General features: G+C 63.5%; 23 protein-coding genes. 10 read left to right on the forward strand and 13 right to left on the reverse strand.

Annotated features, from left to right (window positions below):
- Positions 1 to 11: 11 nt before the first annotated feature.
- The 8 genes from rarD to cysS all read right to left on the reverse strand — a co-directional run bounded on the left by rarD (position 12) and on the right by cysS (position 7,125).
- The gene (gene rarD / locus BLU15_RS05695; RefSeq protein WP_034804008.1) at positions 12 to 944 is read right to left on the reverse strand and encodes an EamA family transporter RarD; all 933 of its coding nucleotides are present in this window, start codon (positions 942 to 944) and stop codon (positions 12 to 14) included.
- A 215-nt stretch (positions 945 to 1,159) separates the two neighbouring features.
- On the reverse strand, positions 1,160 to 2,776 hold the full coding sequence (gene cimA / locus BLU15_RS05700; RefSeq protein WP_090294619.1) for a citramalate synthase: 1,617 nt from the start codon (positions 2,774 to 2,776) through the stop codon (positions 1,160 to 1,162).
- Positions 2,777 to 2,800: 24 nt separating this feature from the next.
- Entirely contained in the window at positions 2,801 to 3,769 is a 969-nt protein-coding gene (pip, locus tag BLU15_RS05705; RefSeq protein WP_034804012.1) for a prolyl aminopeptidase, read from the reverse strand.
- 2 nt (positions 3,770 to 3,771) lie between these two features.
- Positions 3,772 to 4,293 carry a GFA family protein gene (locus tag BLU15_RS05710; protein WP_034804013.1) on the reverse strand — a complete coding sequence of 174 codons (522 nt, stop codon included), beginning with the start codon at positions 4,291 to 4,293 and terminating at the stop codon, positions 3,772 to 3,774.
- The gene (locus BLU15_RS05715) at positions 4,266 to 4,742 is read right to left on the reverse strand and encodes a GFA family protein (RefSeq protein WP_034804014.1); all 477 of its coding nucleotides are present in this window, start codon (positions 4,740 to 4,742) and stop codon (positions 4,266 to 4,268) included. The genes BLU15_RS05710 and BLU15_RS05715 overlap by 28 nt, the downstream gene beginning before the upstream one ends.
- Positions 4,739 to 5,230: a GFA family protein gene (locus tag BLU15_RS05720; protein ID WP_034804016.1), complete on the reverse strand. Its 492-nt coding sequence runs from the start codon at positions 5,228 to 5,230 to the stop codon at positions 4,739 to 4,741. Before BLU15_RS05720 ends, BLU15_RS05715 begins: the two co-directional genes overlap by 4 nt.
- Positions 5,231 to 5,242: 12 nt before the next feature.
- The gene (locus tag BLU15_RS05725; protein WP_090294620.1) at positions 5,243 to 5,626 is read right to left on the reverse strand and encodes a VOC family protein; all 384 of its coding nucleotides are present in this window, start codon (positions 5,624 to 5,626) and stop codon (positions 5,243 to 5,245) included.
- A 107-nt stretch (positions 5,627 to 5,733) separates the two neighbouring features.
- Positions 5,734 to 7,125, reverse strand: coding sequence for a cysteine--tRNA ligase (cysS, locus tag BLU15_RS05730; RefSeq protein WP_060522113.1), 1,392 nt, complete (start codon positions 7,123 to 7,125; stop codon positions 5,734 to 5,736).
- Positions 7,126 to 7,539: 414 nt separating this feature from the next.
- On the opposite strand from cysS, the gene BLU15_RS39455 reads away from it, so the two are divergent.
- The gene (locus tag BLU15_RS39455; RefSeq protein WP_164475065.1) at positions 7,540 to 7,683 is read left to right on the forward strand and encodes a hypothetical protein; all 144 of its coding nucleotides are present in this window, start codon (positions 7,540 to 7,542) and stop codon (positions 7,681 to 7,683) included.
- 20 nt (positions 7,684 to 7,703) lie between these two features.
- Here BLU15_RS39455 and BLU15_RS05735 read toward each other — a convergent pair whose 3' ends face one another.
- A complete protein-coding gene (locus BLU15_RS05735; RefSeq protein WP_090294801.1) occupies positions 7,704 to 8,483 on the reverse strand; it encodes an SOS response-associated peptidase in 780 nt (259 codons plus the stop codon).
- 58 nt (positions 8,484 to 8,541) lie between these two features.
- Here BLU15_RS05735 and BLU15_RS05740 point away from each other — a divergent pair, with 58 nt between their 5' ends.
- The 9 genes from BLU15_RS05740 (at position 8,542) to BLU15_RS05780 (ending at position 14,223) form a co-directional block, all read left to right on the forward strand.
- Positions 8,542 to 9,015: an NUDIX hydrolase gene (locus tag BLU15_RS05740; RefSeq protein ID WP_090294622.1), complete on the forward strand. Its 474-nt coding sequence runs from the start codon at positions 8,542 to 8,544 to the stop codon at positions 9,013 to 9,015.
- Positions 9,012 to 9,464, forward strand: coding sequence for a TIGR02301 family protein (locus tag BLU15_RS05745; protein ID WP_060522111.1), 453 nt, complete (start codon positions 9,012 to 9,014; stop codon positions 9,462 to 9,464). Before BLU15_RS05740 ends, BLU15_RS05745 begins: the two co-directional genes overlap by 4 nt.
- Positions 9,465 to 9,622: 158 nt before the next feature.
- The gene (locus BLU15_RS05750) at positions 9,623 to 9,892 is read left to right on the forward strand and encodes a hypothetical protein (RefSeq protein ID WP_089043914.1); all 270 of its coding nucleotides are present in this window, start codon (positions 9,623 to 9,625) and stop codon (positions 9,890 to 9,892) included.
- 15 nt (positions 9,893 to 9,907) lie between these two features.
- Complete coding sequence (locus tag BLU15_RS05755) at positions 9,908 to 10,702, forward strand: hypothetical protein (protein ID WP_034804030.1); 795 nt, start codon at positions 9,908 to 9,910, stop codon at positions 10,700 to 10,702.
- A 155-nt stretch (positions 10,703 to 10,857) separates the two neighbouring features.
- On the forward strand, positions 10,858 to 11,706 hold the full coding sequence (locus BLU15_RS05760) for a CAF17-like 4Fe-4S cluster assembly/insertion protein YgfZ (protein WP_060522110.1): 849 nt from the start codon (positions 10,858 to 10,860) through the stop codon (positions 11,704 to 11,706).
- On the forward strand, positions 11,703 to 12,311 hold the full coding sequence (locus BLU15_RS05765) for a YfbR-like 5'-deoxynucleotidase (protein ID WP_034804032.1): 609 nt from the start codon (positions 11,703 to 11,705) through the stop codon (positions 12,309 to 12,311). The genes BLU15_RS05760 and BLU15_RS05765 overlap by 4 nt, the downstream gene beginning before the upstream one ends.
- A gap of 1 nt (position 12,312) precedes the next feature.
- A complete protein-coding gene (locus BLU15_RS05770) occupies positions 12,313 to 12,852 on the forward strand; it encodes a tyrosine phosphatase family protein (protein ID WP_034804033.1) in 540 nt (179 codons plus the stop codon).
- Positions 12,800 to 13,822: an NUDIX hydrolase gene (locus tag BLU15_RS05775; RefSeq protein ID WP_034804035.1), complete on the forward strand. Its 1,023-nt coding sequence runs from the start codon at positions 12,800 to 12,802 to the stop codon at positions 13,820 to 13,822. Before BLU15_RS05770 ends, BLU15_RS05775 begins: the two co-directional genes overlap by 53 nt.
- Positions 13,823 to 13,977: 155 nt before the next feature.
- Entirely contained in the window at positions 13,978 to 14,223 is a 246-nt protein-coding gene (locus tag BLU15_RS05780; protein ID WP_077961811.1) for a hypothetical protein, read from the forward strand.
- Between the two features lie 132 nt (positions 14,224 to 14,355).
- Here the strand turns inward: BLU15_RS05780 and nadC are convergent, their stop codons facing one another.
- The 4 genes from nadC to BLU15_RS05800 all read right to left on the reverse strand — a co-directional run bounded on the left by nadC (position 14,356) and on the right by BLU15_RS05800 (position 19,459).
- The gene (gene nadC, locus BLU15_RS05785; protein ID WP_034804039.1) at positions 14,356 to 15,264 is read right to left on the reverse strand and encodes a carboxylating nicotinate-nucleotide diphosphorylase; all 909 of its coding nucleotides are present in this window, start codon (positions 15,262 to 15,264) and stop codon (positions 14,356 to 14,358) included.
- 49 nt (positions 15,265 to 15,313) lie between these two features.
- Complete coding sequence (locus tag BLU15_RS05790) at positions 15,314 to 16,912, reverse strand: L-aspartate oxidase (protein ID WP_034804041.1); 1,599 nt, start codon at positions 16,910 to 16,912, stop codon at positions 15,314 to 15,316.
- A 55-nt stretch (positions 16,913 to 16,967) separates the two neighbouring features.
- Positions 16,968 to 18,047, reverse strand: coding sequence for a quinolinate synthase NadA (gene nadA, locus BLU15_RS05795; protein WP_034804309.1), 1,080 nt, complete (start codon positions 18,045 to 18,047; stop codon positions 16,968 to 16,970).
- Between the two features lie 173 nt (positions 18,048 to 18,220).
- On the reverse strand, positions 18,221 to 19,459 hold the full coding sequence (locus tag BLU15_RS05800; protein WP_034804045.1) for an MFS transporter: 1,239 nt from the start codon (positions 19,457 to 19,459) through the stop codon (positions 18,221 to 18,223).
- Positions 19,460 to 19,490 lie beyond the last annotated feature (31 nt).

Consider the following 19,490-nt stretch of genomic DNA (forward strand, 5'->3'; position numbering starts at 1 on the left):
TGCAACCGACATTATTCGGCGGGGCTTGCCTGCAGGGCGCGGCGCGCCCTGCTTTCAGCCAGCATCGCGCCGGTATAGATCACCAGCGCCGCCCAGATCAGGCCGAAGGCGATGAGCTTTGCCGTACCGAAGGGCTCATGGAAGACGAAGACGGCGATCACGAAAATCATCGTCGGCGCGATGTACTGCATGATGCCGATGGTCGAGAGGCGCAGGAGCTTGGCGCCATTGGCATAGATCATCAGCGGCACGGCCGTGACGATGCCGCAGGACAGCAGCCACAGGACGTCGGCCATGCCGGTGTCGCCGAAATGGCCCTGCCCCGTCGTCTCCAGCCAGATAATGTAGCCGATGGCCGGAACGCTCAGCAGCAGGACTTCCAGGAAGAAGCCCTGGTTGGGGCCAACCGGCAGGGTCTTGCGGAAGAAGGCGTAGAAACCCCAGGACAGGCAGAGGCCGATCGACACCCACGGCAGACCGCCGGCATCAAAGGCGAGCACGGCGACGGCGGAAGCAGCGAGCGCGATTGCGACCATCTGCGCCGGGTTCGGCCTCTCCTTCAAAAGCACGGCGCCGAGGAAGATCGAGAAGAGCGGATTGATGTAGTAGCCGAGCGCGGTTTCGATGGCGCGGCCCGCCCCGATTGCCCAGACATAGATGCCCCAGTTGATGGTGATGAGCACGGCAGTCAGTGCGGCCATGCACAGCATGCGCGGCGAGCGCAGTGCCGTCTTGATATCGTCGGTGCGCCCGAGCCAGAGCAGCACGAGACCTGCGAGCGGCACCGACCACACGATCCGGTGCGCCACCACTTCCGGCGCCGGGATATGGGCGACAGCCTTCATGAAGAACGGCAGGAAGCCCCAAAGCAGATAGGCGGTCAGCGCGAAGGCAAAGCCTTGTGCGGAATCGGTATTTTCGGCGGGTGCTTTCGGCTCGGCCATATCATCTTTTCCTGGTGTTTTGCCGGAGAGCCCTGGCGGCAATGGCCGCTCACCGGTCAGAAGGGAGGGCACAGCCAGTCGGCCGGCACGATCTCCCATTGGTGCGTCCTACCCCAATGGCCGGTGATGCACCAATTCATTTCCGTGAAGGGAGAATGAGTTTTGCTCACCCTCCCCCGGCCAGTTCATCAGCGTTACCGGGTCGATCGCCGAAATTACTCGGCGGCGATCAGCCCGACGTGGTCGCGGTTCTTGAGCAGCTTGAAGACGATACTGTCCATCAGCGCCTGGAAAGACGCATCGATGATGTTGTCGGAGACCCCCACGGTCCACCAGCGTGCGCCCGTGCCATCGGTCGATTCGATCAGAACGCGGGTGATCGCCTCGGTCCCGCCATTGAGGATACGGACCTTGTAGTCCGCGAGCTCCAGGTCTTCGATTTCCGACTGGTACTTGCCGAGATCCTTGCGCAGCGCCAGGTCGAGCGCGTTGACCGGGCCGTGGCCTTCGGCGACCGACATCATCGTCTCGCCGTCGACGACCACCTTCACCACCGCTTCCGACACCGTCTTCAGATGGCCGTTGGCGTCGAAGCGGCGCTCGACCATCACCCGGAAGCTTTCCACGTGGAAGAAATCCGGCACCGTGCCGAGAATGCGGCTGGCGAGCAGCGCGAAGCTCGCATCCGCCCCTTCGTAGGCATAGCCGGTCGCTTCGCGTTCCTTGACGATGGCGATCAGCTTGTCGAGCTTCGGGTCGTCCTTGCTGACGACGATGCCGCGGCGCTTCAGCGCGTTGATGAAATTGGCCTTTCCGCCCTGGTCGGACACCATGACCTTGCGCAGGTTGCCGATGCTTTCCGGCGCCACGTGCTCATAGGTGCGCGGATCCTTGAGCAATGCCGAAGCGTGGATGCCGGCCTTGGTTGCAAAGGCCGACGCGCCGACGTAAGGCGCCTGCTGGTCTGGCGAGCGGTTCAACAGCTCGTCGAAGGAATGGGCGAGCTTCGTCAGCTCCAGCAAGCGGTCGGCATCGATCGCCGTTTCGAAGCGACTGGAATAGGCCTCTTTCAAAGCAAGCGTCGGGATCAGCGTGACGAGATTGGCGTTTCCGCAGCGTTCGCCAATGCCGTTCAGCGTGCCCTGGATCTGGCGTACGCCGGCCTCGACCGCCGCAAGCGAATTGGCGACCGCCTGGCCGGTATCGTTATGGGCGTGGATGCCGAGATTGGCGCCGGGCACGCCGGCAGCGATCACGGCCGCAACGATCTCGCGCACCTCCGGAGGCTGCGTGCCGCCATTGGTGTCGCAGAGGACCACCCAGCGCGCGCCGGCGTCAAAGGCCGTCTTCGCGCAGGCGAGCGCATAGGCGGGGTTGGCCTTGTAGCCATCGAAGAAATGCTCGCAATCGACCATCGCCTCGCGACCGGAGGCGACCACCGCCTCGACCGAGGCCCGGATGTTGTCGAGGTTTTCCTCGTTGGTGCAGCCGAGCGCCACTTCGACGTGATAGTCCCAGCTCTTGGCGACAAGACAGATGGCGTCGCTCTTGGCCGCGAGCAGCGCCGCGAGGCCCGGATCGTTCGACGCGGAAACCCCGGCGCGCTTGGTCATGCCGAAGGCGACGAAGGAGGCCTTCTGGGTACGCTTGCGCCCGAAGAATTCCGTGTCGGTCGGGTTCGCGCCGGGATAGCCGCCTTCGATATAGTCCATGCCGAACTGATCGAGCAGGCCGGCAATCGCAATCTTGTCCTCGACGGAAAAGTCGATGCCGGGCGTCTGTTGCCCGTCTCTCAGCGTCGTGTCGAAGAGGTAGATGCGTTCCCTGGTCATGGCTCTCGTCCAAATATGCTCGGTTTACTTTTGCTCGGTCTTGCCTGCGAACTGGTCCGTGGCGCGGATCAGCCGGTCGAGGATGCCCGGCTCGGAATATGCATGGCCTGCTCCCTCGACCAGATGCAGCTCTGATCCCGGCCAGGCCTTGTGCAGCTGCCAAGCGTACTTCGCCGGGCACGGCATGTCGTACCGCCCGTGGATGATGACGCCGGGAATGCCGTGCAGCCGGTGGGCGTCGCGCAGCAATTGGCCCTCTTCCATCCAGCCGGCATTGACGAAGAAGTGGTTCTCGATCCGCGCGAAGGCGTCAGCATAATCGTCGTCGGCGAAGGGCTCGCTGGTTGCGAGCTCCGGCAACAGCGTGATCGTCTCACCCTCCCAGATGCTCCAGGCCTTGGCGGCCGCAAGGCGTGTCGCCTTGTCCTCGCTCATCAGGCGGCGATGATAGGCGTGCATCATCTCGTGGCGCTCGTTCTCGGGAATGGGCGCGATGAAACGCTCCCACTTGTCCGGGAACATCTCCGAGACGCCGAACTGGTAGTACCAGTCGAGCTCGGCCTTGGTCAGCGTGTAGATGCCACGCAGCACCAGTTCGGAAACCCGTTCCGGGTGCTTCTCGGCATAGGCAAGCCCCAGCGTCGATCCCCAGGAACCGCCGAAGACCAGCCACTTGTCGGCGCCGGCCATCTCGCGCAGCCGCTCGATATCGGCGACGAGATGCCAGGTGGTGTTGGCTTCGATCCTGGCATTCGGCGTCGACTTACCGCAGCCGCGCTGGTCGAACAGCGTTACGTCGTAGAGCGTCGGATCGAACAGGCGGCGGTGGTTCGGCGAGATCGTGCCGCCTGGCCCGCCATGCAGGAAGACGGCAGGCTTAGCGCCCGGCGTGCCGGCCTTTTCCCAATAGATGGTGTGACCGTCGCCGACCTCGAGGTGGCCCGACGCATAGGGTTCGATTTCCGGATAAAGCGTACGCAGAACAGTCGTCATTTTCAGTCTTTCGTGAGCGGCCAGTGCACGGTGTCGTAGTCGGGATGCTGGCGGTTGGTTTCGAGAACGATCAGATGGCGGGTCGCCGAGACCTCGCTACCGTCATCCGTCTCCCTTGGTGGCAAGCCCGCGAGCCGTGAGAACCATATGACGCGGGATTCGACGCCGGACTGGTAAACGGGCTGTACGTCATCGGGGTCGTCGAGCGAGCCGAGCGCGATGTTGATGAAGTTCTCGTCGGGCATATCGTAGAACAGCGGCGTGCCGCAATCGCTGCAAAAACCGCGGCGCACCAGATGCGACGAGCGGAACCAGGACGGCTGGCCCCGGGTAATGTCGAACGTGTCTCGGGACGCATTGGCGAGCGGCATGAAATAGTTCCCGGTCGCCTTCTGGCACATGCGGCAATGACAGATATGCGGGTCCGCAAGCACGCCCTCGGCGCGGTAGCGCACGGCGCCGCATTGGCATCCGCCCGTATAGATGCGCGCGATGGTCACCGGAATGCTCCCGAGGGATGCCATTGATCGGTCTCGTGGTCGGGATGCTGGAACGAGATGATGCTTTCCTGCCTGGCGTAAAAATCCTGATCCTCAAGCACCGGCTGCTCGAAGATCGTATCGACCCAGGGCAGCCGCGAGGCGTGATTGACCTGGATTTTCGGCGCCAGATCGGTGCGATCGTCAAAGGTGCCGATGGCGATCTCAAGGCCACCCGGATGCCGATAGGTCATCGGCGTTCCGCATTTCGGGCAGAAGCCACGGTCGATGTTGACCGAGGACTGGAAATAGCTCGGTTCGTCCCGCACCCATTCGACGCCATCCTTCGGCGCCGTCACCAGCGCCGAGAAGAACGAGCCGAACTGTTTCTGGCACATGCGGCAATGACAGATCGACGCGCGTCCGAGTTCACCCTTGATCCGGAAGCGGACCGCGCCGCATTGGCATCCACCTGTTCGAACGTTTTCGGTCATCGCTTCTCCTCCGGGGGCCAGGTCTCGGTGTCGTGGTCGGGATGCTGATAGGAAACGAGATTGGTCAGGAACTCGATTGCGTCCGGATCTTCCAGCGTATGAACGCCAGGCAGATCGGCAACGTGATCGACATAGGGCAGCTTACCCTCGACTCCCCATTGGATGGTCGGCACGATGCCTTGCGGCTCGTCGAAGGCAGCGATCGCCAGCGCCATGCCATCCGGTGCCTCGTAGGTCAGCGGCGTGCCGCAATCGGCGCAGAAGCCGCGTCGCGCGGCGTTTGACGACTGGAAGCGCTTGGGCTCTCCGCGGGTCCAGGTCACATGCGCGCCGCGAACCGAAACCAAGGGCATGTAGAAATTGCCGCTCGCCTTCTGGCACATGCGGCAATGACAGACGGATGCGTCACCGAGCTTGCCCTCGACGCGGAACCGGACCGCGCCGCATTGGCAGCCGCCGGCATAATGGGGCCTGTTGTCGAGACTCATCGCAACTCCTCCTTAGCCCGGCGCGTGGCAGACGGCTTCGATATTGTTGCCGTCGGGATCGAATACGAAGGCCCCGTAATAGTCCGGGTGGTAGTGCGGTCTCAGCCCCGGCTTGCCGTTGTCAAGTCCGCCGGCGGCAATCGCCGCTTCATAGAAGGCATCGACCTCGGCGCGGCTGCGCGCCGAAAAGGCGTAGTGGCGGCCCGGGCCTGCCTCGGCCGTTTCATGCAGCCAGAAAACCGGCCGCTCGCGGCCACAACCACCGACCTTCACGCCGCCGGTGTGCTCCAACGGCACCATCATCAGCAAGGAGGCGCCAAGCGGAGCAAAGGCCTTGTCGTAGAACGACTGCGCCCGGTCGAAATCCGCGACGGGAATGCCCGTATGGTCGATCATCGCACGAACTCCTCTTTCATGCATGCGCTCCGCTTTCCGCTGCCCTTTCAGATGCCCTGTCCGAACCGATCAGAGCGATCGGACAGGGCTCTGGGGGCGGCCCACCGTCACCGTTTGATATCCCAGGTCGTCACCCGCTCGCCGGTTGCCGGATCCTTGCCGTCCTTCAGCTGAACACCGCGCGCCAGCAGATCATCGCGGATCTTGTCGGCTTCCGCGAAGTTCTTCGCCTTCAGCAGTTCCAGACGGGCTCGCACGCGGCTGTCGATGTCGCGGACCAGCCCCTCGTCGAGTTCGACCGCCTGCGGCACCACGCCGATCAGCGCAGCACTTGCGGCGAAGGTGCCGAGCAGTTTCGGATCGGTCGCCGCCTTCTGGGCGAGCGCATGGACCGCCTGGACGGCCGCGACCGTGTTGAGGTCGTCGGCAAGTGCGGCGACCACGGCCGGGTCGGCCTCACCCGTGGCGTCACCCGGCACCGGCCACTTGGAGAGCAGATGCTCTGCCTCTTCCAGCCGCTTCACCGAAAAATCGATCGGCTCGCGATAGTGCGTCATCAGCATCGCGAGCCTCAGCACGTCGCCCGGCCACTGGCGGCCGGCGAACTTTTCCGTGTGCAGCAGTTCGTAGATGGTGACGAAGTTGCCTTCGGACTTCGACATCTTGCGGCCTTCGACCTGCAGGAAGCCGTTGTGCATCCAGACATTCGCCATCACCTCGGTGCCATGGGCGCAACGGGATTGGGCAATCTCGTTTTCGTGGTGCGGGAAGATGAGATCCAACCCGCCGCCGTGGATGTCGAAAACCTCGCCGAGATAGCGGCTGCTCATGGCCGAGCACTCGATGTGCCAGCCGGGACGGCCCCTGCCCCACGGGCTTTCCCAACCCGGTTCGTTGTCGCCGGAGAGCTTCCACAGCACGAAATCGCCGGGGCTTTTCTTATGCGCCTCGACGGCGACGCGGGCGCCGGCCTGCTGTTCGTCGAGGTTGCGCTTCGAGAGCTGACCGTAATCGGCCATCGACTTGGTATCGAACAGCACCTCGCCGCCCGCCTGGTAGGCGTGGCCCTTGACGATGAGCTTTTCGATGATGTCGATCATCTGGGCGATGTTGTCGGTCGCCCGCGGCTGGACATCAGGATCGAGGCAGCCGAGCGCCCTGGCATCGTCGAGAAACTGCGTTTCGGTCTTCTCCGTCACCCGGCGGATCGCGTCGTTGAGCGGCAGGGTCGGATAGTCCCGCAGCGCCCGCGCGTTGATCTTGTCGTCGACGTCGGTGATGTTGCGCGCATAGGTGACGTGATCCGCGCCATAGACATGGCGCAGCAGCCGGAACAGGACGTCGAAGACGATGACCGGCCGGGCATTGCCGATATGGGCATAGTCATAGACCGTCGGGCCGCAGACATACATGCGAACGTTGTCGGGATCGATCGGCTTGAACTCGATCTTCTCCCGCGTCAGCGTGTTGTACAGCTTCAGTGTCGGCGTTCCGCCCATTGCCATTCTCCAAGATGCATACGACCGTAAAATACCGCGCCCGGGAGGCCCGCGCGTTTGTCATCTTGGATTTTAGGAGACGAAAACGGCCAGGCCAGCGGAGCGCTAGCGAATAATGTTCCGGCAGATAATGCAGATAACCGTTTTCATGGCCTCACTTATCGCGCGTCACCCGATTTCGGTCAAGAGGTCAGCCGCGTGCAAGCACAGCCGACTATCGAAAGGATTCCGCGGTCATGGATTTGTCATGATTAGGCTTATCTGAGATCGCCATGCGGAAAACAGATTCGCGGTGTAGTTGGTAGCACACCACGAAATCCTGTCTCCGGAGAGCGAGGAGGAGCGTCGCTTTCGTGAAGACGTACGAAAGCGACAGTGTATCCGGTTCGGGAAAGCATCAAGGAGTGAGTGCAAGTGAAAGCCGCAAAGACCAAAGACATCACCAAATCCGCCAACCTCGTCGAACAGTATCGCCCGCTCGGCCTGAAGGCCGTACTTGCCGCAGCGTTGCAGGTGAAGGCGAAGCCGGCTGGCAAGCTGACCAAGCGGCCAGCCTGACGGTTCCGACGCTCTTTTCCTTAAAAGAGAGACATCTGCCCGCCATCGGGCTCGGTCGGCTTGCCCTTGCCTTTTAGCTGGGCATCCGCAACCGACCTGGGCGTGACGGCATCCTGGATTTCGGGACCGGTGTTGACGACCTTGTTGACCTTGTCCGAGACAGGGATCGCCTCGAAGTAGTCCTCCGCGACGGGGCCGAAGAGATCGGCAACCTCGCGCGGCTCCTGCGTCTTGCAATCCAGCCAGCGGCCAAAATCCTCGGGCTGGATGACGACCGGCATACGGTCATGGATCTGCCGGATCGAGGCGTTGGCGGCCGTCGTCAGGATGGCCGCTGTGTCGACCTCGGAGCCGTCGGCCGAGGACCAGGTTTCCATCAGCCCGGCGAAAGCGACGATGCCGCCCTTCCGCGGGCGCACCCAATAGGCCTGCGACGGCTCGCGGCTGCCTTTCGGCGGCCGGCGCCATTCGTAAAAACCGGAGGCCGGCACGAGAACACGCCGGTGGCGCATGGCGGCGCGAAACGAGGCCTTGTCGATTGCAGATTCGGCCCGCGCATTGATCAGCAGCGGAAAGTCACGCGGGTCTTTCACCCAGCCCGGCACAAAGCCCCAGCGCACGAGCACCGCCTTGCGCTCCGGCAGGTTGCTGCCGGGTGCCGCGCGCTCGCCGGCCACGACAACCATGATCGGCTGGGTTGGCGCGATATTGAAGCGCGCCGGAAAGTCGTCGCTTTCCAGCAGGCTGAACAATTCCATCATTTCGTCGGGGGTCGCCGTCAGCGCAAAACGTCCGCACATGACATCGATGTGGCACTTCACGTAGGATGGGTCAACGCTACCGAGACGATTTGATTCCCTGATGCCGACCAAGCCCGAACTTGCTTCCTCCGTCATTCTAGAACGCGACAGCCGCTATCTGCTCGTTCGCCGGGCCAACCCACCGTCGGCCGACATGTACGCCTTTCCGGGCGGCCGTGCCGAGCCCGGCGAGACGCCAGAGGAGACAGCGCTTCGCGAATTGTTCGAAGAAACCGGCATCAAGGCGCGCGATCCGGTGCTGTTTGAAATCTACGATCTGCCGGGCAGGGAGTCCGAAGGGCGACACTTCCTGCTTTCGGTGTTCAGGGCCGAGGCGGATGCCGACGCGGTGGCCGTCGCCAGCGACGACGCGGCAGGGCTCGGCTGGTTCACCCCTGAGGAGATCTTCGCCCTGCCGATCCCCGACAGCGTGCGCGAATGTGTGGAAAGGCTCTCCGGCACCGGCGCGAACGCCGCGACATCAGGCGACGGCCTTGAAACCGCCGACAATTCGGGCTTGATGAAATCATGATCCCTGTCCCGATCCTCGCAAGGCTTACGCTCGCTGCAATCGCCCTGACGGTCGCCACTGGTGCGGCGGCGCAAAAAACACCGACGAAAGAGCCGGCCAAGACCGAGACCGCAGCCCCTGCCCCGGCCGCTGTGGAAGAAAAGCCGACGCCCTATGACCAGCGGCTGATTCGACTCTCCGAGATCCTCGGCTCCGTGCACTACCTCAGGAATCTCTGCGTCAAGGAACCGGAAGACGTCTGGCGCCGCTCGATGCAGGATCTGATCGACAAGGAAACCGCCACCGAAGTCAAACGACGCGAGCGGATGACTGCCGCCTTCAACCGCGGGTACCGCACCTTCGCATCGGTCTATACGAACTGCACAGGCCCTGCGATCGTCGCCGAACAGCGATATCGTGCCGAAGGGGCAACACTTGCGTCAGAAATCGTCGCCCGCTTTGGAAATTAGCAATAAATTAACCTCTTTTCTCACGACCCCGTGTCGTTTCGGGAAAAGGCTGCTAAGTTCGTTAAGAGAGTGGTAAGAAGTGGCGAGTCCGTCACGGTCGTTCAGTCGGAGTTCAGCCGAACGGCCATAATATGAACCGCTTGCACAATGGAAGTCGCATGGAACGAATGATGGAACCAAGCCTGACCGACATCGATGACATGATCGTCCACGAGAAGATGCAGGCTGCGCTGGAACACCAGAGCGAGGCCTGGGCGGACGGAATGGCCGACGGTATCGAGCCGGAAATCATCGCCGATGCGGCCATTGCTCTTGCCATGCGGGAAACCGTTCGGCTTCATGGCGAAGACGGCGCCGAAGCAATGCTCAATTCGCTTCGCGAGCGCGTGCTCGCCGGCGAATTCTCGCCCCAGCGCACGATTCAGTAATATCAGGACTGCCCGATGCATCGGAATCTTGCAAACCGGACCCTTCCGGTTCGCCTCGCCACACTGCTGTTGGCCGGTGTCGCCTTGACCACCCCGGCAGCGGTTTCCCCCGCCTTCGCTCTCAGCGAATTGCAGGGCGCGCCGCAACCCGTTCCGGCCGAGCAACAGCCTGCCGCCGGCGATCAGAAGGCGACGCCGCCTGCCGCCGAACCCGTTGCCGAAGAGCCGGATGAGGAAGAGACGCTTCCGCTCGAAATCCCGATGCCCGACCCGCTGATCAACAAGTCGGCGACAGCCACGAAGGAAGACGCTCCCGAAGCCGAAGAACCGGAGCCGACCGGGCCTGTCGAAGTCCTGACCGACGTTTCCAAGATTCCGGCGCCGGTCGCCCGCATGCGCGAGCTGATCGTCGAGGCGGCGGCTTCCGGCGACATCGAGCGGTTGCGCCCGTTGCTCGGCAAGGGCCCGAACCAGACCCAGGTCACCGGCGTCACCGGCGATGAAGACCCGGTGTCGATCCTGAAGAGCCTTTCGGGCGACCAGGAAGGCGTCGAAATTCTCGCGATCCTGCTCGACGTGCTGTCGACCGGCTTCGTGCTGGTCGACAAGGGCACGCCGCAGGAGGCCTATGTCTGGCCCTATTTTGCAGAAAAGAAGCTTTCGACGCTGACGGCACCGGAAAAGGTCGACCTGTTCCGCCTGGTCACCGCCGGCGACTTTGCCGACATGGAAGAATTCGGCAGTTACAACTTCTATCGCGTCGGCATCATGCCGGACGGCAAGTGGAAATTCTTCATCGCCGGCGACTGAGCGCCGGCGACCTGCTTGCCGATGACAGCCGAACATCCTACCTCTTCGCCAAGAGATCGCCGGTGAGACCGGGGCCTGAGTCGGCCACGGCTACCAGGTGATCGTTTGCTAGGTTAGCGCGGGATTCTCCCCTCCCGTCGAACAGGATTCGAACGATGCCCAGAGTTCGCCTCGACGATCGTGCGATCGTCTCCATTTCCGGCAAGGACGCCGAAGATCTTCTTCAGGGACTGATCACCACCGACCTCGACGCGCTTGCGCCCGACGAGGCGCGTCCTGGCGCGCTTCTGACGCCACAGGGCAAGATCCTGTTCGAGTTCCTGATCTCCCGCGACGGCGATGGCCTACGGCTGGAAACGGCACGCGACCAGGCCGAAGCGCTGCTGAAGCGCATGACAATGTACAAGCTTCGCTCGGCAGTCGAGCTTTCGATCAGGGCTTCCGACGCCGTCACCGTGATATTCGACGAAGCAGCACCGACGGGTGCCTATAGGGACCACCGTTTCGAGAAGGCGGGCGTTGCGCTCTTTCGCGCCTATGGGGAAGCCACCGGCGACACGGCCGGCGCAGAAGACCTCGAACGGCTGCGGATCGCGGCGGGCATTGCGAATGCCGGTGCCGATTATGCGGTGCAGGACGCATTCCCCCATGACGTGCTCCTGGACAAAAACGGCGGCCTCTCCTTCAAGAAGGGCTGCTACGTCGGTCAGGAAGTGGTGTCGCGCATGCAGCACCGCAGCACGCCGCGCCGCCGGGTCGTGATCGTTTCGGCGGACGCCGCCCTTCCTCCCACGGGAACGACGATTACGGCGAACGACAAGGCGATCGGCGCGCTGGGCACGGTGCAGGGCAAGTCGGCGCTCGCGATCGTGCGCATCGACAAGGCCGGTGAAGCCATGGCGAATGGGATCCCGCTGCTCGCCGGCGACGTGCCGGTGACAATGGTTCTGCCCGAATGGACCGGCCTCACCTTCCCGACCAGCACGGACGAGGCAAGCGCGTGACGGCGGCCCGCGCCTGGCAGCGCATGCTTTCCGGCCGAAGGCTGGACCTGCTCGATCCCTCGCCGCTCGATGTCGAGATCGGCGACATCGCCCATGGCCTCGCCCGTGTTGCCCGGTGGAACGGCCAGACCGCCGGCGATCATGCCTTCTCTGTCGCCCAGCACAGCCTGATGGTCGAAGATATTTTTCGCCGCAGCAACAAGTGCAGCACCGACGATTGCCTGCTGGCGCTTTTGCACGACGCGCCGGAATATGTGATCGGCGACATGATCTCGCCGTTCAAGGCGGTGGTCGGCGGCGGCTACAAATCGGTCGAGAAGCGGCTGGAAAGCGCCATCCACCTTCGTTTCGGCCTGCCGCCGCATTGCTCCAAGGAATTGAAGGACCGCATCAAGAAGGCCGATCATGTCGCGGCCTATTTCGAAGCAACGGTGCTTGCCGGCTTCTCCGTCGAAGAGGCGCGCAAGTTCTTCGGCCAGCCGCGCGGCATCACCCGCGAGACGCTGCTGATCGATCCCTTGCCGGCGGTCGAGGCGCAGCGCCTGTTCACCGAACGGTTCCTCACGCTGGAAGCGCAGCGCGTGCCCGCGCGCGCGGAAATCTGACATGCCCGGCATCATCGTTTCTCCGCTTTCCCGCATTGCCGAAATGGCCGTCCGCCATGGCTGCACCGAGATGATCAGCCTCGTCGCCAAGGGCCAGGATTTCCATCGCCCCGGCGTCATCGCCAAGGCGCGACATCTGACGCTCGGCATGAACGACATCACCTTTGCCGGCACCGGCGACCTCATTGCGCCGCAGGAAGACCATGTCCGGCAGATCGTCGCCTTTGCGCGCGAATGGGACCGTGCACGGCCGCTCCTCGTTCATTGCTGGATGGGCGTCTCCCGTTCGCCGGCAGCCGCCCTCATCGCCGCGCTCGCGGCCGAGCCGGACCAGGACGACGCGGAGCTGGTGCAGCGGCTGCGCCGCGCCTCGCCCTATGCGACCCCCAACAGCCGGCTCGTCGAGATTGGCGACGGCGTGCTTGCGCGCAATGGAAGGCTGATCGCCGCCGTTCGCGCGATCGGTCGCGGCGCGGATGCCGACGGCAATGCGCCGTTCCTTCTGCCGCTTGCTTCCGAAGGAGCAGCCGTTGCCGATTGAGACGCAGCCGACAACGGTCGAGATCGGCCTCAATGCGGCGATCGTCGCCGTCGTCAACCGCAGCCCGCGCATCCTCGCCGTCAGCGAAAGTGACGGCGATGCGCGTGACAGCCTGCCCTTCGGCCCCTTCGATCCGGCGCTCCACCGGACCTTTGAGACGAGCCTGCGCGATCGCGTCGAAAAGCGTACGGCGCTGAAGCTCGGCTATATCGAACAGCTTTACACCTTCGGCGATCGCGGCCGTCAGCGGCTGCCGGGCGAAGAAGGCAAGCACATGGTCTCGGTCGGCTATCTGGCCCTGACGAGAACCGATGCCGAAAACACCGAGCGGCTGGCCGAAGCCGGCGCGCATTGGCGCGACTGGTACGGCTACCTGCCCTGGGAGGACTGGCGGCAGGGTCGCCCGGCGGTGCTGGACCAGGCGCTCCTGCCGGCACTTGCCCGCTGGGAAACAGGTGTGTCCGGTGACGACCGAGCCGCCCGGATTGCCGGGCGCCGGGCGCGCATTCGCCTGGCCTTCGGCCTCGGCGATTTTCCCTGGGACGAGGAACGCGTGCTGGAGCGCTATGAGCTCCTTTACGAGGCAGGGCTCGTGCCCGAGGCGGCCATCGACGGCCACGGTAATGGCAACGACGTTCTGACCGCCGGGCTGGCGATGCGCCATGACCATCGCCGCATCGTCGCCACGGCAATGGCGAGGCTGCGCGGCAAGATCAAGTACCGGCCGGTCGTCTTCGAACTGATGCCGCCCGAGTTCACGCTGACCGATCTGCAGGCAACCGTCGAAGCGATCTCCGGGCGCCACCTGCACAAGCAGAACTTCCGCCGCCTGGTCGAAGGGGCCGAACTGGTGGAGCCGACGGGGATGACGCTGTCTTCCACCGGTGGGCGGCCGGCCGCCCTCTTCCGCTTCCGCCGCCAGATCCTCGACGAGCGCCCTGCCCCGGGGCTCAAGGTCGGTGGGCGATGAGGGCAGTACCGCCCACCAAACGGTGGATCGGCACCTAAAAACATCCGACAGAACGCCCTACATGTGCGGGGATGATGCTATAATCGGTGCAGTGGGACGCGACCGAACTTTCGCTGCCCGCAAACCATGCGGCGTTTACGACCGAGGTGACAACCATGCTGCTCGTCCTGACCCTGCTTACGTCGCTGCTCGGCACCTCGCCCCAATCGGGAACCGACGAAAAGCCGAAGATGCCCGACTACTTCAAGAACCAACAGGGCGGCGGCATGCAGCCGCAGACAACCATCTGCAATCTCAACAGCCAGGACCTGAACGGGCAGTTCCGGACCTGCCGCTACGACTGCGGCACGCAGATCACCGTCGGCGAACGTTTCTCCTGCCCGTTCATCATGCAGCGTTGACGTTCAAAACCTCGGTTAGCTTCTGAAAAGACGCAACTCCGGACGGAAAACCGCTTCGCACTTTTCCTGGAGTTGGCCTCTTTTGGGCGCAACTCCGGACGGAAAACCGCTTCGCACTTTTCCTGGAGTTGCTTACCTTTCGATCACCACATCAAGGCCGATGTCGAGCGTCGGGGCGGCCATGGTGATCTTCGAGGTCGAGATGTAGTCGACGCCGCTCTCGGCGATTGCCCGCACCGTATCGATCTTGACGTTGCCTGAAGCCTCCAACCGCGTCCGGCGGGCATCGACCGCATAGGCGTCGGCGGAGAGCTGCCAAAACGCGCGGTTGACCGCAACGGCCTCGCGGAGCAAGTCCGGCCCCATGTTGTCGAGCAGGATGACGTCGGGTTGGGCCGTCAGCGCCTCGCGCATCTGATCGAGGCCATCGACCTCGATCTCGATCTTGACGAGATGGCCGCAATAGGCACGCGCCGCATGGACGGCGCTGGCGACACCACCAGATACGGCAATGTGATTGTCCTTGATCAGCACGGCATCGTCGAGGCCGTAGCGATGATTGGAGCCACCGCCCAGACGCACCGCGTATTTTTCCAGCGCCCGCAGCCCAGGAATGGTCTTGCGGGTGCAACAGACCTTCGCACGCGTGTGGGCGATCTCGTCGGCGAATTTCGCCGTATAGCTTGCGATGCCCGAAAGGTGCATCAGGAAGTTCAGGCCGACACGTTCGGCCGACAGCAGCCCGCGGGCGCGACCGGAGATCCGGGCGATCGCCGTGCCCGGCGCGACCCGGTCACCATCCGCCACCAATGCCTCGAAGTGGATCGACGGATCGACCAGACGGAAGGCGGCACGCGCAAGCTCCAGCCCGGCAACAACACCCGCATCGCGCACGTTCATGCCGGCCTTTGCGGTCAGCTCCGGCCCGATGGTCGAGAGCGTGGTAATGTCGCCGGCGCGGCCGAGATCCTCGTTAAGTGCGGCACGCACCTGGTCCTCGATCATCAGTGCGGGAAGTTCGGGGCGGAGGGCTGCGGTCATCTGCTTTTTCGTCCTTGAGTGTCGGTCCATGCAAGCGGCGCGCGTGAAATCACGCCGCTTCCGTCTCCGCCAGTTCGCTCGCCAGGCGGTTGGCGTCGGCGAGCGTCAGATAGGTGCGGCGGCGCCATTCCGGCTGTTCCTGTGGGCAATCGGCGCGGAAGTGACCGCCGCGGCTTTCCGTGCGCCGCAGCGCGCCGACGGCGATCAACTTGGCCGTGGTAATAATGTTGGTGAAGCGCATGCGGGTGTTGTCGCGCTCGAGCTGTGCGATCTCGCGGATCGCCTTTACCAGGCTCTCGCGGGTTCGGATCACGCCGACGCAATCGCTCATCACCTGGCGCAGGATCTTCAGTTGCGGGCTGTCTTCGACGGTCACCGGATCGTCGTTCTCGCCGGCATTATCGCCCCATTCGGTAAGCTGCGGCGTCGGCAGCGTGCCCTTGATGTTTTCGGCGATGCGGGCGGCAAAGACGACGGCTTCGAGCAGCGAGTTGGAGGCGAGCCGGTTGGCGCCGTGCACGCCGGTGGAGGTCACTTCTCCAGCAGCCCAGAGACCATCGATCGAGGTGCGACCTTCGGCATCGGTGAGCACGCCACCCATGTGATAGTGAACCGCCGGCACGACCGGGATGGCTTGCGTCACCGGATCGATGCCGGCCGCCATGCAAGAGGCATAGACCGTCGGGAACATCTCGGGGAAATGCTTGCCCACAGCCTTGGTGCAATCGAGGAACGCGCCGCGGCCGGCCTGGACCTCGGCAAAGACACCACGCGAAACGATGTCGCGCGGCGCAAGCTCGCCGTCCGGGTGGATATCGAGCATGAAGCGATGGCCGGCGGCGTTCAGAAGCTGGGCGCCATCACCGCGCAGCGCCTCGGTCGCGAGCGGCGCCGGATCCTTGCCGATGTTGATCGCCGTCGGGTGGAACTGCACGAATTCCGGATCGGCGATGATCGCGCCGGCGCGGGCGGCCATGCCGAGCCCCTGCCCGCACGCTTCCCACGGGTTGGTCGTGACAGCATAGAGATGACCGATTCCACCGGAGCAGAGCACGACGGCACGGGCCGGGAAAGCCACACGCTTCTTCGACTGGCCGGCATCGGGCCGGGCGATGACGCCGGAGATGAACCGGCCTTCGCGCACGAGTTCCTCGACTACATAGCCTTCGATCACGCGGATCGAAGGCGTCCGGCGGACGGCGGCAATCAGCGCTTCCATGATCGCCTTGCCGGCCATGTCGCCCTTGACGCGGACGATGCGTCGCTCGGAATGGGCCGCCTCACGCGAGAGCAGCAGCTTGCCTTCGAGATCGCGATCGAAGGGCACGCCGTATTCGAGCAGATCGTGAATGCGCGCCGGGCCTTCGGCCACCATCATGCGCGTCATCTTCTCGTCGACGATGCCGGCACCGGCGGCCAACGTGTCAGCGACATGTTTCTCGAAGGTGTCGCCGGGGCTCATGGCTGCGGCGATGCCGCCTTGAGCCCAGGCCGACGAGGCGCCGTGGCCGATCGGGGCTGCGGCAAGGATCGTCACCGGTCTCGGGCTCAGTTTCAGCGCGCAGAAGAGGCCGGCCAGGCCGCCACCGACGATGACGATATCGTCAATCCCGTTGAAGGATTGCGGGCGGAAATGGTCGGTCAGCATGATTCATTCTCCTCCAATGCGCATGCCTGCATCCGGTATGACCCGGCGGAAATTGTTACTGCTTGAGGTTCACCATGCGCTCGACCGCAAGGCGGGCGCGATCGGCGATATCAGGATCGACGAGAACCTCCTCCGTCATGGTCAGCAGGCTGTCGAGGATCTTCGGCAGCGTGATGCGCTTCATGTGCGGACAGAGGTTGCACGGCTTGACGAACTCGACGCCTTCGATCTCGGCCTGGATGTTCGACGCCATCGAGCACTCGGTAACGAGCAGCACCTTCGACGGGCGATTGTCCTTGACGTAGTTGATCATGCCGGAGGTCGAGCCGGCGAAGTCGCAGACGGCGATTACGTCCGGGTGGCATTCCGGATGACCGATGATCTCGATACCCGGATTGGCTTCCTTGTAGGCGAGCAACTCGGCGGCGGTGAAGCGCTCGTGCACCTCGCAGTGGCCCTTCCAGGTCAGGATCTTCTTGTTGGTCTGGCGCGCGACGTTCATCGCCAGGTATTCGTCGGGAATGCAGAGAACCGTGTCGGATTCCAGGCTCTCGACGACATCGAGCACGTTCGACGAGGTGCAGCAGATGTCGGTCTCGGCTTTCACGTCGGCAGACGTGTTGACGTAGGTGACGACGGGAACGCCGGGGTAGCGCTGCTTCAGCAGGCGGACATCGGCGCCGGTGATCGATTCCGACAGCGAGCAGCCTGCCTTGGCGTCGGGGATCAGCACGGTCTTTTCCGGACTCAGCAACTTCGACGTTTCGGCCATGAAGTGCACGCCGCACTGGATGATGATTTCCGCATCGACTTTGGCAGCATCGCGCGCGAGCTGCAGCGAGTCGCCGACGATGTCGGCGACACAGTGGAAGATGTCCGGCGTCTGATAGTTATGCGCGAGGATGACCGCGTTACGCTCCTTCTTCAGCCGGTTGATGGCGTGCACATAGGGCGCGTAGACCGGCCACTCGATCGCCGGGATGAAATCCTTGACCTTCTCGTAGAGATGCTCGGTTTCGCGCGCGATCGCCGGCGTAAAGGCGAGCTCGGGCCTTTCGATGATGCCGAAGCGCTCAGCGGCGCTGACAAAAACCGGTTTCGCCACGGCCGCGGTGCGGGGTGCAAGGCGCGTCATCGACATCTCCTCTCCGCCCCTCTTCCTGGGCGGGTTTTCAATTATGCTCACTCTGAGCATAATTGAACCAAAACAAAAGCGGCAAAGCCGCATGGGTTGATTTAGAAAGTTTTGTGACAGAATTCAAGAATAGAAGCGCCGCTTTTCGCGGCGCTTCTGATTTTGGTTCGCGATCAGGCCATCGCCGGCCGTGCCACGCCCTTCTCCTCGATCGGCCAGTGGACGATTGCAGCGAAGACGCCGAGGGCTACACCGAGCCACCACACCGGATCGTAGGAACCGAAGTGGTCGTAGAGGTAGCCGCCCATCCACACACCCAGGAATGAGCCGACCTGGTGCGACAGGAAGACGATGCCGCCGAGCAGGCCGAGGTGGCGCGTACCGAACATGATCGCGACCAGCGCATTGGTCGGCGGCACGGTCGAAAGCCAGAGCAGGCCCATAACGATGGCAAAGACGATGACCGAGGTCGGCGTCTGCGGCAGCAGCAGGAAGGCCGTCACCGCCACCGACCGCGCGATATAGATCAGCGCCAGGAAATAGGGTTTCGAGTAGCGCTGGGCGATGAAGCCCGCCGACAGAGAACCGATGATGTTGAAGAAGCCGATGAGTGCCAGCGCGATCACCGCATAGCGCGCGTCGATGCCGATATCGCCTATGTAAGCCGGGAAGTGCGCGGTGATGAAGGCAACCTGGTAGCCGCAAACGAAGAAGCCGGAAACCAGCAGCAGGTAGCTCTTGTGGCCAAGTGCCTCCTTCAGCGCCTCGCCGATCGACTGCTTGAATTGCGCCTCGCTCTGGCGGCCGGAGGACGCGTTGCCGCGCAGCGGGATCGCGAAGAACGGCACCACCAGCATGAGGACACCGAGATAGACCAGGCTGTCCGACCAGCCATAGGCCGAGATCAGCCCCTGGCTCAGGGGCGCGAACAGGAACATGCCGGCCGAGCCCGCCGCCGTGCAGATGCCGAAGGCGAGCGACCGTTGATGCGGCGTGACGTTGCGGGCAAAGGCGGAGAGCAGGATGCCGAAGGAGCCGGAGCCCACCGCCATGCCGACGAGCACGCCGCCGCCGATGTGCAGCCAGATCGGCGCGTTGGCGAAGGCCATGATGAAGAGCCCTGCAGCGTAGAGAAGGCCCGACATGGCGAGCACGCGCCACGTTCCGAACTTGTCCGCGATCGCGCCGAAGAAGGGCTGGCTCAGGCCCCAGCAGAGGTTCTGCAATGCCATGGCAAGGCCGAAGGTCGTCCTGTCCCAGCCCGTATCGGCGAGCATCGGCAGCTGGAAGAAGCCCATCGCCGAGCGCGGGCCGAAGGTGAGCATCGCAACGACCGAGCCGGCCGCAATGATCAGCCAGGGCATCTCCTGACGGGCACTGGACGGCGCGGATGCTCCGGAAACAGCGGACATGGAATCTCTCCGATTGATGGAGCGCGATCCT

The sequence above is a fragment of the Ensifer sp. YR511 genome (assembly GCF_900103045.1).
Classification (GTDB): domain Bacteria; phylum Pseudomonadota; class Alphaproteobacteria; order Rhizobiales; family Rhizobiaceae; genus Ensifer; species Ensifer adhaerens.

Coding starts and splice junctions, on each gene's coding strand:
- rarD (WP_034804008.1), bottom strand. CDS start 944: ATGGCCGAGCCGAAAGCACCCGCCGAAAATACCGATTCCGCACAAGGC.
- cimA (WP_090294619.1), bottom strand. CDS start 2,776: ATGACCAGGGAACGCATCTACCTCTTCGACACGACGCTGAGAGACGGG.
- pip (WP_034804012.1), bottom strand. CDS start 3,769: ATGACGACTGTTCTGCGTACGCTTTATCCGGAAATCGAACCCTATGCG.
- BLU15_RS05710 (WP_034804013.1), bottom strand. CDS start 4,293: ATGGCATCCCTCGGGAGCATTCCGGTGACCATCGCGCGCATCTATACG.
- BLU15_RS05715 (WP_034804014.1), bottom strand. CDS start 4,742: ATGACCGAAAACGTTCGAACAGGTGGATGCCAATGCGGCGCGGTCCGC.
- BLU15_RS05720 (WP_034804016.1), bottom strand. CDS start 5,230: ATGAGTCTCGACAACAGGCCCCATTATGCCGGCGGCTGCCAATGCGGC.
- BLU15_RS05725 (WP_090294620.1), bottom strand. CDS start 5,626: ATGATCGACCATACGGGCATTCCCGTCGCGGATTTCGACCGGGCGCAG.
- cysS (WP_060522113.1), bottom strand. CDS start 7,125: ATGGGCGGAACGCCGACACTGAAGCTGTACAACACGCTGACGCGGGAG.
- BLU15_RS05735 (WP_090294801.1), bottom strand. CDS start 8,483: ATGTGCGGACGTTTTGCGCTGACGGCGACCCCCGACGAAATGATGGAA.
- BLU15_RS05745 (WP_060522111.1), top strand. CDS start 9,012: ATGATCCCTGTCCCGATCCTCGCAAGGCTTACGCTCGCTGCAATCGCC.
- BLU15_RS05750 (WP_089043914.1), top strand. CDS start 9,623: ATGGAACGAATGATGGAACCAAGCCTGACCGACATCGATGACATGATC.
- BLU15_RS05755 (WP_034804030.1), top strand. CDS start 9,908: ATGCATCGGAATCTTGCAAACCGGACCCTTCCGGTTCGCCTCGCCACA.
- BLU15_RS05760 (WP_060522110.1), top strand. CDS start 10,858: ATGCCCAGAGTTCGCCTCGACGATCGTGCGATCGTCTCCATTTCCGGC.
- BLU15_RS05770 (WP_034804033.1), top strand. CDS start 12,313: ATGCCCGGCATCATCGTTTCTCCGCTTTCCCGCATTGCCGAAATGGCC.
- BLU15_RS05775 (WP_034804035.1), top strand. CDS start 12,800: ATGCGCCGTTCCTTCTGCCGCTTGCTTCCGAAGGAGCAGCCGTTGCCG.
- BLU15_RS05780 (WP_077961811.1), top strand. CDS start 13,978: ATGCTGCTCGTCCTGACCCTGCTTACGTCGCTGCTCGGCACCTCGCCC.
- nadC (WP_034804039.1), bottom strand. CDS start 15,264: ATGACCGCAGCCCTCCGCCCCGAACTTCCCGCACTGATGATCGAGGAC.
- BLU15_RS05790 (WP_034804041.1), bottom strand. CDS start 16,912: ATGCTGACCGACCATTTCCGCCCGCAATCCTTCAACGGGATTGACGAT.
- nadA (WP_034804309.1), bottom strand. CDS start 18,047: ATGACGCGCCTTGCACCCCGCACCGCGGCCGTGGCGAAACCGGTTTTT.
- BLU15_RS05800 (WP_034804045.1), bottom strand. CDS start 19,459: ATGTCCGCTGTTTCCGGAGCATCCGCGCCGTCCAGTGCCCGTCAGGAG.